This is a genomic window from Streptomyces sp. Ag109_O5-10, from assembly GCF_900105755.1.
Taxonomy (GTDB): Bacteria; Actinomycetota; Actinomycetes; order Streptomycetales; family Streptomycetaceae; genus Streptomyces.
The window spans coordinates 4958037-4971467 of record NZ_FNTQ01000001.1 but is presented as its reverse complement, the minus strand read 5'-3'; the positions used below and the strand labels follow the sequence as shown (position 1 = coordinate 4971467).

7 protein-coding genes and 3 rRNA genes are annotated in these 13431 nt (G+C 65.3%); 6 read left to right on the top strand and 4 right to left on the bottom strand.

Annotated features, from left to right (window positions below; translation table 11 throughout):
- Nucleotides 1-128 precede the first annotated feature (128 nt).
- Genes BLW82_RS22735 through BLW82_RS22715 form a run of 5 tightly spaced genes read left to right on the top strand, consistent with a single transcriptional unit; the run spans nt 129 to nt 6831 of the window.
- Nucleotides 129-962 carry a DUF8175 domain-containg protein gene (locus BLW82_RS22735; protein ID WP_093501208.1) on the top strand — a complete coding sequence of 278 codons (834 nt, stop codon included), beginning with the start codon at nt 129-131 and terminating at the stop codon, nt 960-962.
- Nucleotides 952-2289: a hypothetical protein gene (locus BLW82_RS22730; protein WP_093501206.1), complete on the top strand. Its 1338-nt coding sequence runs from the start codon at nt 952-954 to the stop codon at nt 2287-2289. Before BLW82_RS22735 ends, BLW82_RS22730 begins: the two co-directional genes overlap by 11 nt.
- The gene (locus BLW82_RS22725; RefSeq protein ID WP_093501204.1) at nt 2286-3845 is read left to right on the top strand and encodes an SCO6880 family protein; all 1560 of its coding nucleotides are present in this window, start codon (nt 2286-2288) and stop codon (nt 3843-3845) included. Before BLW82_RS22730 ends, BLW82_RS22725 begins: the two co-directional genes overlap by 4 nt.
- 14 nt (nt 3846-3859) lie before the next feature.
- A complete protein-coding gene (locus tag BLW82_RS22720) occupies nt 3860-5278 on the top strand; it encodes an ATP-binding protein (protein WP_093501202.1) in 1419 nt (472 codons plus the stop codon).
- A gap of 11 nt (nt 5279-5289) precedes the next feature.
- Entirely contained in the window at nt 5290-6831 is a 1542-nt protein-coding gene (locus BLW82_RS22715) for a type IV secretory system conjugative DNA transfer family protein (RefSeq protein ID WP_093501200.1), read from the top strand.
- A gap of 2 nt (nt 6832-6833) precedes the next feature.
- Here the strand turns inward: BLW82_RS22715 and BLW82_RS22710 are convergent, their stop codons facing one another.
- The gene (locus tag BLW82_RS22710) at nt 6834-7394 is read right to left on the bottom strand and encodes a GNAT family N-acetyltransferase (protein ID WP_256215916.1); all 561 of its coding nucleotides are present in this window, start codon (nt 7392-7394) and stop codon (nt 6834-6836) included.
- Nucleotides 7395-7489: 95 nt separating this feature from the next.
- Between BLW82_RS22710 and BLW82_RS22705 the strand changes: the two genes are divergently transcribed.
- Entirely contained in the window at nt 7490-8038 is a 549-nt protein-coding gene (locus tag BLW82_RS22705) for a cysteine hydrolase family protein (protein ID WP_093501196.1), read from the top strand.
- Nucleotides 8039-8106: 68 nt separating this feature from the next.
- Here the strand turns inward: BLW82_RS22705 and rrf are convergent.
- The 3 genes from rrf to BLW82_RS22690 form a co-directional block, all read right to left on the bottom strand.
- Nucleotides 8107-8223 (bottom strand): 5S ribosomal RNA (gene rrf, locus BLW82_RS22700).
- A gap of 69 nt (nt 8224-8292) precedes the next feature.
- A 23S ribosomal RNA gene (locus BLW82_RS22695) occupies nt 8293-11399 on the bottom strand.
- Between the two features lie 301 nt (nt 11400-11700).
- A 16S ribosomal RNA gene (locus tag BLW82_RS22690) occupies nt 11701-13225 on the bottom strand.
- Together the 16S, 23S and 5S rRNA genes form the textbook arrangement of a ribosomal RNA operon.
- Between the last annotated feature and the right edge of the window lie 206 nt (nt 13226-13431).

Below are 13431 nucleotides of genomic sequence, written 5' to 3'. Positions count from 1 at the left end.
CCGTATCCCCCGCTCCGAGGTTGCGTCTCCCTGATGTCGAGTCACCACACCGCGCCCGCGCGGGAACCAGCACGGCTACCGTCGTACTGCTACGCGTTCCGGTACGACGTGGAGGGGGAGTACCCGGCATGAGCCTCGGAGACGAGCCCGGCTACCCGGAGACCGGCCACACCCGCACCCGGCTGCCCGAGGGCGACCCGTACGGCGGCGCCTCCCGGCGCGGCGGCCGCTCCTCCTCCCGGAGCCTGGTCACGGTCGTCGGCGTCGTCGTCCTCCTCATCGCGGCGATCGCCTTCGCGAACAGAGGCGGCAACGACGGCTCCTCGGACACCACCGGCAACGGCAGCACCGGCAACGGCAGCGGACCGGTCACCTCCTCGACGGCGGCCAGCGGCACCAAGCCGGTGGAGACGAAGAGCGACGGGATCCCGACGGGATACGCGCACAGCCAGCAGGGCGCGCAGAGCGCGGCGGCCAACTACGCGACGGCGCTGGGCTCCGACGGCATGTTCATCACGGCCACCCGGCACGCGATCGTGCAGACCGTCGCCGACCCCAACGTGATGAACAGCATGCTGTCCGGCTTCGACGCCGACTACTCGGCCGACTTCCTGAAGAAGGCCGGTCTCAACGCCGACGGCACCGCCCCCCAGGGCAGCACCTTCGTCAACCGCACACTGCCCGCCGGCACCAAGGTCACGGCGTACAGCGACGCCGCCGCCACCGTCGAGGTCTGGTGCAACGGTTTGTTCGGCATGGCCGGTGAGAAGTCCACCACCCCGGTCACCAGCAATTGGTTCACCATCACCATGAAGCTGAACTGGAGCGACGGCGACTGGAAGGTCCTGGAGTCCAGCCAGACGACCGGTCCCACCCCGGTCACCGGAGACAACCCCGTCTCCGGGACCGACGAGATCAGCAAGGCGGTCCAGGAATTCGGAGGGTTCACCTATGCCCGCTAGCCAGCACCGCGTGCTCAAGCTGACCGGCCTGGTGGCCTCCGTGCAGGCCTCCGCCATCCTTCTGGCCACCCGCGCCTTCGCGGACCCGTCACCGACCGCCACCCCGTCCGCCACGCCGAGCAGCAACAACTGCGCCGGAATCACCGGCCCGTCCCTGCAGCTCTGCGAGAGCGGCTCCGGCGGCGGCACCGGCTCCACCACCGACCCCCTCACCTCCACCCTCGACCCCCTCACCTCCCTCGGGCAGGGCTGTGCCAAGGCCGCCTCCTGGACCATCGACAAGCTCAGCGGCGCCGTCAAGGAGACCGCGAACGTCGACTTCACCAACGAGAAGTTCCTCCAGCAGTACGCCGTGGTCTTCGCCGCGTCGACGATCCTCACCCTGCTCCTGTGGCTGCTGGCCGTGGCCAAGCGCGCGGTACGAGGCGTCCCCCTCTCCACCGCCGTCTCCGAGGCCATCGGCTTCCTCTGGCTCACCGTCCTGGCCTCCGCCTTCACCCCGCTGATCCTCTACACGGTCGTCTCGGCCACCGACGGCGTCACCGACGTCCTCGCCAAGACCACCGGCGACCAGACCGACACGTTCTTCGGCACCTTCTCCGGCGCCCTCGGCAAGGGCACCGACATAGGGGGCGGCCCGATCATGCTGATCGTCGTCTCCCTCGTCAGCATCCTCGCCGCCGGCGTCCTCTGGCTGGAGCTCGTCATCAGGGCCGCCCTGCTCTACGTCGGCGCCCTCCTCGGCACCGTCGTCTACGCCGGACTCGTCGACAAGAACCTGTGGGGCCACGTCCGCCGCTGGGCCGGCATCATGATCGCCGTCATCCTCGTCAAGCCGGTCATCGTGATAGTGCTCGGCCTCGCCGGCGCCCTGTCCTCCGACGGCGGCCCGGACTCCTTCTCCGCGGTCGTCTCCGGCCTCGCCATCATCCTGCTCGCCATCTTCGCCAGCGCGATGATCTACCGCTTCGTACCCGGCTTCGGCGACGAGATCGCGGCCGGCCGCAGCAACCGCATCATGTCGGGCGCCGAGGGCAAGGCCGCCGCCGTCATCAGCAGCCCCGCCAACCTGGTCGCCCAGGGCATCAGAACCCACAGCGCCCGCACCGACAACAACGGCGGCGGGGGCGGCGGTTCCGGCGCCTCCGGAGCCCGCCCGGCCAACCCGGCCTCGGGCGGCGTCGCCGCGCACAGCACGCGCACCCCGAACGGTGGTGGCGGCGGAACTGTCCCCTCCGCCGCACCCGCACCCCGGGCGCCCAGCCCGGCGAACACCCCGCACGCCAGCAACACCCGCAACAACAGCTCGGGAGGTGAAGGGCGTTGACGACAGAGTCCCACCTGTCCCATCCGATCACGCCCCGCCGTACGTATCTCATCGGCCGTGCCCGGCCGAACGCGATCATCGGCAGGAACCGTGAATCCGGCGAGATCGTGCTCATCATCGCGGGCGCGTTCCTCGGCATGATGTGCGGGCTCCTCGTCCCGGTGCTCTCCCTGCGGATCGTGCTGCTGATGGGCTTCCCGCTGATCGCACTGGCCGCGGTCTACGTGCCCTACAAGCGCCGCACGTTCTACAAGTGGTTCGAGATCAACCGCAGTTTCAAGCGGACGCTGCGCAACGGCACCGTCTACCGCTCCACCGCGTCCGAGGCCGGCACCCGCCTCGACGGCCGTGAGGTCGAGATCGGCCCGCCGCCCGGCATCGGCCGCATCACCTGGCTCGCCGCGCCCTTCGGCCCCGACGAGATCGCCGTACTCCTGCACGCGGACCGCAAGACGGTCACCGCCGCCATCGAGATCGAGGGCCCCGGCGTCGGCCTGCGCGACTCCGAGGACCAGGAGGCCCTCGTCGACCGCTTCGGCACCCTCCTCAAGCACGTGGCCAACGGCGACGGCTTCGTCACCCGCCTCCAGATGCTCGCCCGCACCCTCCCGGCCGACCCCGACGCGCACGCCAAGGACGTCGCCCAGCGCGGCGACGACAAGGCCCCGGACTGGCTGTCCCGCTCCTACGACCAGCTCCAGTCCATGGTCTCCACCAGCAGCGAGCAGCACCGCGCCTACCTCGTCGCCTGCATGCACTACTCCCGCGAACTGGCCGCCGAGGCCCAGGCCATGGCCCGCGCGTCCCGCCCCCAGTCCGGCCGCAAGCTGGACCGCGACGCCGGCCTCGCGGTCGTCATGGCCCGCGAACTGACGGACATCTGCTCGCGCCTCCAAGAGGCGGACATCCGCGTCCGCCAGCCCCTCGGCCAGGGCCGCCTCTCCTCGCTCATCCACTCCATGTACGACCCGGACCACCCCATCGACCACATCCAGGCGATGACCCAGCGCAACGCCTGGCCGGCCGAACTCGACGCCATGGAACCCACGTTCCTCCAGGCGAAGACCCGCGAGTCCAGCACCCGCGAGCCCTGGTGCCACGCCACGGCCTGGGTGAAGGAGTGGCCGATGACCCCGGTCGGCGTCAACTTCCTAGCCCCGCTCCTGGTCCACACCCCGGACGTCATCCGCACGGTCGCCGTCACCATGGACCTCGAACCCACCGAGGTCGCCATCGAGCGCATGCTCACCGAGAAGACCAACGACGAGGCGGAGGCGTCCCGGGCCGCCAAGATGAACCGGACCGTCGACCCTCGCGACATCGCCGCCCACAACCGCCTCGACCAGCGCGGCGAGGACCTGGCCAGCGGCGCGGCCGGCGTCAACCTGGTCGGCTACATCACGGTCTCCTCCCGTACCCCGGAGGCCCTCAACCGCGACAAGCGCACGATAAGGGCGTCCGCCGGAAAGTCGTACCTGAAACTCGAGTGGTGCGACCGCGAGCACCACCGCGCCTTCGTGAACACACTGCCCTTCGCCACCGGAATCCGAAGGTAGAGGCTGATGCGCTGATGAGGGACCCGCTGTCCGTCCTCACCGAAGCCTTCACGTCCTTCCTGTTCGGGAAGGTCGAGACGACCCGCTCCCCGGTCCGCACCTCCACCGGCCAGGCCCAGGCGGTCTACCTCCCCACGGCCGCCCCCGGCCTCGGCGACTCCGGCGTGATCATCGGCCGCGAGGTGTACTCCGGAAAGGGCTACATCTACGACCCCTTCCAGCTCTACGGCCAGCAACTCCCCGCCCCGCACTGGCTGGTCCTCGGCGAGTCCGGCAACGGCAAGTCGGCCCTGGAGAAGACCTACGTCCTGCGCCAGCTCCGCTTCCGCGACCGCCAGGTCGTCGTCCTGGACGCCCAGGGCGAGGACGGCGTCGGCGAGTGGAACCTCATCGCGGAAGAGCTGGGGATAACGCCGATCCGGCTCGACCCGATGGCCGCCCTCGACCACGGCATCCGGCTCAACCCGCTGGACCCGGCGATCACCACGACGGGCCAGCTGGCGCTGCTGCGGACCATCATCGAAGTGGCGATGGGCCACGGCCTCGACGAGCGCGCGGGTTTCGCGCTGAAGGTCGCCCACTCCTACGTCAACGAGTCGATCCTCGACCGCCAGCCCGTCCTGACCGACATCGTCGAGCAGCTACGGCACCCCGAGCCGGAGTCGGCCGAGGCGATGAACGTCGCCATAGACGACGTACGGGCCTGGGGCCTGGACGTCGCCCTGGTCCTGGACCGCTTGGTCGACGGTGACCTGCGCGGCATGTTCGACGGCCCGACCACGGTCGGCATCGATCTCGACGCCCCCCTCATCGTCTTCGACCTCTCCCACATCGACCGCAACTCCATCGCCATGCCGATCCTGATGGCGATCGTCGGCGTGTGGCTGGAGCACACCTGGATCCGCCCCGACCGCAAGAAGCGCATCTTCCTGGTCGAGGAGGCCTGGCACATCATCGCCAGCCCGTTCGTGGCCCAGCTGTTCCAGCGGCTGCTGAAGTTCGGCCGCCGGCTCGGCCTGTCCTTCGTGGCGGTCGTCCACCACCTCTCCGACGTCGTGGACGGCGCGGCGGCCAAGGAGGCGGCGGCGATCCTGAAGATGGCGTCGACGAGGACGGTCTACGCCCAGAAGGCGGACGAGGCACGAGCGACCGGGCGCGTGCTGGGCCTCCCCCGCTGGGCGGTCGAGATCATCCCGACCCTGACCCCCGGCATCGCCGTCTGGGACGTCAACGGCAACGTCCAGGTGGTCAAACACCTGGTCACCGAGACGGAACGCCCGCTCGTCTTCACGGACCGCGCGATGACCGAGTCCTCCAGCGACACCCTGTTGTCCGCGGACGACGCCCTGGTCGCCGCCGAACTGGAAGCGGAACGGCGGGCCGCGGCCTTCGTGGAGCAGCACCTCGGCGACTCCGAATCGACGGTGGCGTAGGGAGGCCGTTCGTGAGACCGGACCCTCGGCGGGAACACGACCAGCAGGGCGGCGGGATCCCCGACGGCCTGCTGATCGGCATACTCGGGTTCCTGCTCGGCATCACGATCCTGGTGTGGACGGCGACGGGACTGGCGGCCTGGTTCGCCCACGGCGGCTGGCCGTCGACCGTCGACCTCTCCCACACCCCGCCGGCGATGCGCCACCTCATCGGCTCCCCGCACGACATCACGGGCGCCTGGCCGGACACACCGGCGGACCGGCTCGCCGGCTGGGGACTGTTCTGGGGCCTTTTCATCGGCCAGCTGATGGTCCTGATCGTCCTCACCGTGTTCGTCCTCGGGACGATCGCCCGGTGGCGGGCCGGCCGGAGAAGACGGGCGGCGACGGCGAAGGGGGGACGCGCCGGCGCGGTTCCGGAGCCCTCCTCCGAGGCGGAAAGCGTCCAGGAGGCCTATCCACCGGCCTTCCAGGAGGCGCTCCGGACGCCGGCGGTCCCCACACCCACCGCACAGCCGGAACGCCCCCTGGAAGACGTCCGACACCCCTTGGAGGACGTCCGACGCCCTCTGGAGGACCCCCGTCCGGCCCCCGTCCCCGCTCCCGCCGACGGCGTCCGGCCGGGCACCTGGACCAGACTCCACGTCGCACCGCGGGAGAGCCGGCAGACGACCGCGACCCACGCGATCCAGGACGCGCTGGGCCCCGCCCTCGTCGTCACCTCGAACCCCGCCCTCTGGTCGGAGACGAAGGACGCCAGAGCCAAACTCGGCCCCGTCCTCCTCTACGACCCGAACCACCTCTGCGACACCCCCGCCCGCTTCCACTGGTCACCCACGGCCCACTGCGAGGACAAGCCCACCGCGATCCAGCGCGCCCAGGCCCTCCTCGCCCCGGTCCGGCCCACCGCGAAGATCGACCAGACCGTCACCGACACGGCCGAGACCCTCCTGCGCAGCTACCTCCACGCCGCCGCCCTGGAGAACCGCACGGTCCGGCACGTCCACCGCTGGGCCCAGGGCACCGGCGTCCAGGACGCCGTGCGGACCCTCCGCACCCACCCGAAGGCCGCCCCCGGCGCCGCGGGCGAACTGGAGGCCGCCCTCACCTCCCACCCCGAACGCCGGGACATCGCCCAGGAGTTGACGGCCCGCGCGCTCGCCGCCCTCTTCACGGTCAACATCCGCGAGGCCTGCACACCCAACCGAACCGATGCCCTCGCCCTGGATTCCTTCGTCGCCGAAGGGGGCACGCTTTATGTGGTCGGTGAATCCATCGAGGACCCCAGGACCAACCCCGGCGCGATGCCCCTCCTGACGGCCCTCGTCTCCAGCGTGGTCGAGCGCGGCCGGCGCATGGCCGAACGGTCATCCTCCGGTCGGCTCGACCCACCACTGACCCTGGTCCTGGACGACGTGGCGGCCGTCGCCCCGCTGCCCCAGCTCCCCGACCTGCTCGCCACCGGCACCGACCAGGGCCTGCCGTCCCTCGCCCTGCTCCGTTCCCACGAACAGGCCCGCTCCCGCTGGCCGCACCGGGAACTGCCGGTCTAGGCCTACCACTCCAGAACGAGCTCGAACTCCCGCTTCCCCGCATGCGTCTCCAGCTGCACGCTCACCCCACTCGGCACGAACCCGGCCTTCCGGTAGGCGCCCTGAGCCCGCGGATTGTCCTCGTGCACCAGCAGCCGCACCCGCTGAGCACCTTGCTCCCTCGCCCACGCGACACCGGCGTCGAACAACGCCTTGAGCAACCCACTCCCCCGGTGCTCGGGCCGGACGAACACCCCCACCACGTGTCCCTGCCGCCGCTCCACGGGGAACCCGGCCCAGTCCGTGGACCCGGCCTCCTCGATCAGCACGGTCACGGTCCCGACCCACTCGCCGTCCGCCGTCTCGGCGATGAACTGCCGCGCACCACTGGGCTCCTGGGCCGAACTCGCCGCCCGCTCCCGGTAGAAGGAGTCCGGCCGCTTCAGGGCGTCGTCATAGGTCTCAAGAAACGCGATGTCCGCAACCGGATCCCGCAACGCGACGAGCCGCAGCCGCTTGACGGCCTCCCACTCGTCGGCCCGTATCGCGCGAATCACGTAATCACCGCTGGTCATAGGACTCATACGGCCACGCTAACGCCCAACGCACTCCGCCCTCACCTGGTTTCCCGTTCGGTTCGCCGGCCGGACTGTCAGTGCCCCGGTCTACGGTGGGCGCCATGACGACTCTCCCGAACCGCCCGAACACCGCCCTGCTGATCGTGGACGTACAGAACGGGGTGGTGGACAGCTCCCACAACCGCGACGAGGTCATCGCCAACATCAACACCCTGCTCGCCAGGGCCCGTTCCGAGGCGGTCCCCGTCGTCTGGATCCAGCACGCCAGCGACGAACTGAAGCCGGACAGCGCCCCCTGGCAGTACGTCCCGGAACTCGTCCGCGAAGCCACCGAGCCCCTCGTCCACAAGCGCTACGGAGACTCCTTCGAGGACACCGAGCTGGAGTCCGTACTCGCCGAGCGCGGCGTGGGTCGCCTGGTCGTCACCGGCGCCCAGACCGACGCCTGCATCCGCTCCACCCTGCACGGCGCGATGGTCCGCGGCTACGACGCGACGCTGGTCGCCGACGCCCACACCACGGAGGACCTCACCGCGTACGGCGCGCCGGCCCCGGCGCAGGTCATCTCGCACACGAACCTCTACTGGAGCTGGCAGGAGGCCCCGGGCCGACAGGGCGGCACGGTCGAGACGGCGGACGTCGCCTTCTGAACTCTCCGAATTCTCCGGAAACGCAAAAGAGCCCCACACCGTGAGGTGTGGGGCTCTTTCCAAAATTTGTTCGGCGGTGTCCTACTCTCCCACAGGGTCCCCCCTGCAGTACCATCGGCGCTGTGAGGCTTAGCTTCCGGGTTCGGAATGTAACCGGGCGTTTCCCTCACGCTATGACCACCGAAACACTATGAAGTCAGACCGGAAAAAACACGGTCGTTGCCTCAGAACTAACACAGTGGACGCGAGCAACTGAGGACAAGCCCTCGGCCTATTAGTACCGGTCACCTCCACCAGTTACCTGGCTTCCAGATCCGGCCTATCAACCCAGTCGTCTACTGGGAGCCTTACCCCATCAAGTGGGTGGGAGTCCTCATCTCGAAGCAGGCTTCCCGCTTAGATGCTTTCAGCGGTTATCCCTCCCGAACGTAGCCAACCAGCCATGCCCTTGGCAGAACAACTGGCACACCAGAGGTTCGTCCGTCCCGGTCCTCTCGTACTAGGGACAGCCCTTCTCAAGACTCCTACGCGCACAGCGGATAGGGACCGAACTGTCTCACGACGTTCTAAACCCAGCTCGCGTACCGCTTTAATGGGCGAACAGCCCAACCCTTGGGACCGACTCCAGCCCCAGGATGCGACGAGCCGACATCGAGGTGCCAAACCATCCCGTCGATATGGACTCTTGGGGAAGATCAGCCTGTTATCCCCGGGGTACCTTTTATCCGTTGAGCGACGGCGCTTCCACAAGCCACCGCCGGATCACTAGTCCCGACTTTCGTCCCTGCTCGACCCGTCGGTCTCACAGTCAAGCTCCCTTGTGCACTTACACTCAACACCTGATTGCCAACCAGGCTGAGGGAACCTTTGGGCGCCTCCGTTACTCTTTAGGAGGCAACCGCCCCAGTTAAACTACCCATCAGACACTGTCCCTGATCCGGATCACGGACCCAGGTTAGACATCCAGCACGACCAGACTGGTATTTCAACGACGACTCCACAACCACTGGCGTGGCCGCTTCAAAGTCTCCCAGCTATCCTACACAAGCCGAACCGAACACCAATATCAAACTGTAGTAAAGGTCCCGGGGTCTTTCCGTCCTGCTGCGCGAAACGAGCATCTTTACTCGTAGTGCAATTTCACCGGGCCTATGGTTGAGACAGTCGAGAAGTCGTTACGCCATTCGTGCAGGTCGGAACTTACCCGACAAGGAATTTCGCTACCTTAGGATGGTTATAGTTACCACCGCCGTTTACTGGCGCTTAAGTTCTCAGCTTCGCCCACCCGAAAGTGAGCTAACCGGTCCCCTTAACGTTCCAGCACCGGGCAGGCGTCAGTCCGTATACATCGCCTTACGGCTTCGCACGGACCTGTGTTTTTAGTAAACAGTCGCTTCTCGCTGGTCTCTGCGGCCACCCCCAGCTCGAGGAGCAAGTCCTCTCACCAAGCGTGGCCCCCCTTCTCCCGAAGTTACGGGGGCATTTTGCCGAGTTCCTTAACCATAGTTCACCCGAACGCCTCGGTATTCTCTACCTGACCACCTGAGTCGGTTTAGGGTACGGGCCGCCATGAAACTCGCTAGAGGCTTTTCTCGACAGCATAGGATCATCCACTTCACCACAATCGGCTCGGCATCAGGTCTCAGCCTTAAAGTGCGACGGATTTACCTACCGCACGGCCTACACCCTTACCCCGGGACAACCACCGCCCGGGCTGGACTACCTTCCTGCGTCACCCCATCACTCACCTACTACCACCTTGGATCAGCGGCTCCACCACTCCCCTTTGCCCGAAGGCTCCAGGGCGGCTTCACGGCCTTAGCATTAATGGGTTCGATGTTTGACGCTTCACAGCGGGTACCGGAATATCAACCGGTTATCCATCGACTACGCCTGTCGGCCTCGCCTTAGGTCCCGACTTACCCTGGGCAGATCAGCTTGACCCAGGAACCCTTAGTCAATCGGCGCACACGTTTCCCACGTGTGAATCGCTACTCATGCCTGCATTCTCACTCGTCAACCGTCCACAACTACCTTCCGGTGCTGCTTCACCCGGCAGACGACGCTCCCCTACCCATCACGATCCCCGTTGGGGGTACATATCGCAATGACACGACTTCGGCGGTACGCTTGAGCCCCGCTACATTGTCGGCGCGGAATCACTAGACCAGTGAGCTATTACGCACTCTTTCAAGGGTGGCTGCTTCTAAGCCAACCTCCTGGTTGTCTCTGCGACTCCACATCCTTTCCCACTTAGCGTACGCTTAGGGGCCTTAGTCGATGCTCTGGGCTGTTTCCCTCTCGACCATGGAGCTTATCCCCCACAGTCTCACTGCCGCGCTCTCACTTACCGGCATTCGGAGTTTGGCTAAGGTCAGTAACCCGGTAGGGCCCATCGCCTATCCAGTGCTCTACCTCCGGCAAGAAACACACGACGCTGCACCTAAATGCATTTCGGGGAGAACCAGCTATCACGGAGTTTGATTGGCCTTTCACCCCTAACCACAGGTCATCCCCCAGGTTTTCAACCCTGGTGGGTTCGGTCCTCCACGAAGTCTTACCTCCGCTTCAACCTGCCCATGGCTAGATCACTCCGCTTCGGGTCTTGAGCGTGCTACTCCAACGCCCTATTCGGACTCGCTTTCGCTACGGCTACCCCACACGGGTTAACCTCGCAACACACCGCAAACTCGCAGGCTCATTCTTCAAAAGGCACGCAGTCACACCACAAGGATGCTCCCACGGCTTGTAGGCACACGGTTTCAGGTACTATTTCACTCCCCTCCCGGGGTACTTTTCACCATTCCCTCACGGTACTATCCGCTATCGGTCACCAGGGAATATTTAGGCTTAGCGGGTGGTCCCGCCAGATTCACACGGGATTTCTCGGGCCCCGTGCTACTTGGGTGTCTCTCAAACGAGCCGTCAATGTTTCAGCTACGGGGGTCTTACCCTCTACGCCGGACCTTTCGCATGTCCTTCGCCTACATCAACGGTTTCTGACTCGTCTCACAGCCGGCAGACTGCAAAAGAGAGATCCCACAACCCCGTATACGCAACCCCTGCCGGGTCTCACACGCATACGGTTTGGCCTCATCCGGTTTCGCTCGCCACTACTCCCGGAATCACGGTTGTTTTCTCTTCCTGAGGGTACTGAGATGTTTCACTTCCCCTCGTTCCCTCCACACTGCCTATGAGTTCAGCAGCGGGTGACAGCCCATGACGACTGCCGGGTTTCCCCATTCGGAAACCCCCGGATCAAAGCCTGGTTGACGACTCCCCGGGGACTATCGCGGCCTCCCACGTCCTTCATCGGTTCCTGGTGCCAAGGCATCCACCGTGCGCCCTTAAAAACTTGGCCACAGATGCTCGCGTCCACTGTGCAGTTCTCAAACAACGACCAGCCACCCGTCACACACCGCTTACGCGATGCTTCACCGGGGCCGGCGACTGAAGGAAGATCATTCCCTCAGACACCCAACAGCGTGCCCGGCCAACTCCCGTCCGGAGATCATGCGTTCCACGCTCTGACGAGCAGTACTAGCAGCCTCCGACCCGAAAACCTGGCCGAGTAGTCAACGTTCCACCCATGAGCTGACCACCGTCGGACATTTGCCGACGTAGTGGCTCTGGCTGCCTCGCGGCAGCTAGATGCTCCTTAGAAAGGAGGTGATCCAGCCGCACCTTCCGGTACGGCTACCTTGTTACGACTTCGTCCCAATCGCCAGTCCCACCTTCGACAGCTCCCTCCCACAAGGGGTTGGGCCACCGGCTTCGGGTGTTACCGACTTTCGTGACGTGACGGGCGGTGTGTACAAGGCCCGGGAACGTATTCACCGCAGCAATGCTGATCTGCGATTACTAGCGACTCCGACTTCATGGGGTCGAGTTGCAGACCCCAATCCGAACTGAGACCGGCTTTTTGAGATTCGCTCCACCTCACGGTATCGCAGCTCATTGTACCGGCCATTGTAGCACGTGTGCAGCCCAAGACATAAGGGGCATGATGACTTGACGTCGTCCCCACCTTCCTCCGAGTTGACCCCGGCGGTCTCCCGTGAGTCCCCAGCACCACAAGGGCCTGCTGGCAACACGGGACAAGGGTTGCGCTCGTTGCGGGACTTAACCCAACATCTCACGACACGAGCTGACGACAGCCATGCACCACCTGTACACCGACCACAAGGGGGCGCCTGTCTCCAGACGTTTCCGGTGTATGTCAAGCCTTGGTAAGGTTCTTCGCGTTGCGTCGAATTAAGCCACATGCTCCGCCGCTTGTGCGGGCCCCCGTCAATTCCTTTGAGTTTTAGCCTTGCGGCCGTACTCCCCAGGCGGGGAACTTAATGCGTTAGCTGCGGCACCGACGACGTGGAATGTCGCCAACACCTAGTTCCCACCGTTTACGGCGTGGACTACCAGGGTATCTAATCCTGTTCGCTCCCCACGCTTTCGCTCCTCAGCGTCAGTAATGGCCCAGAGATCCGCCTTCGCCACCGGTGTTCCTCCTGATATCTGCGCATTTCACCGCTACACCAGGAATTCCGATCTCCCCTACCACACTCTAGCTAGCCCGTATCGACTGCAGACCCGAGGTTAAGCCTCGGGCTTTCACAATCGACGTGACAAGCCGCCTACGAGCTCTTTACGCCCAATAATTCCGGACAACGCTTGCGCCCTACGTATTACCGCGGCTGCTGGCACGTAGTTAGCCGGCGCTTCTTCTGCAGGTACCGTCACTCTCGCTTCTTCCCTGCTGAAAGAGGTTTACAACCCGAAGGCCGTCATCCCTCACGCGGCGTCGCTGCATCAGGCTTTCGCCCATTGTGCAATATTCCCCACTGCTGCCTCCCGTAGGAGTCTGGGCCGTGTCTCAGTCCCAGTGTGGCCGGTCGCCCTCTCAGGCCGGCTACCCGTCGTCGCCTTGGTGAGCCATTACCTCACCAACAAGCTGATAGGCCGCGGGCTCATCCTTCACCGCCGGAGCTTTACAACCCAGGAGATGCCTCCCAGGCTCATATCCGGTATTAGACCCCGTTTCCAGGGCTTGTCCCAGAGTGAAGGGCAGATTGCCCACGTGTTACTCACCCGTTCGCCACTAATCCCCACCGAAGTGGTTCATCGTTCGACTTGCATGTGTTAAGCACGCCGCCAGCGTTCGTCCTGAGCCAGGATCAAACTCTCCGTGAATGTTTACCCGTAATCGGGTCGACACCACGAGAGCGGAACAGTCGGAGGAATGATCCGACCGTTCACAGCGTCCTCGCTGTGTATTCTTCAAAGGAACCACGCCCCAGCCGTGACGGCCGGAGACGGGGTATCAACATATCTGGCGTTGACTTTTGGCACGCTGTTGAGTTCTCAAGGAACGGTCGCTTCCTTTGTACTCACCCTCT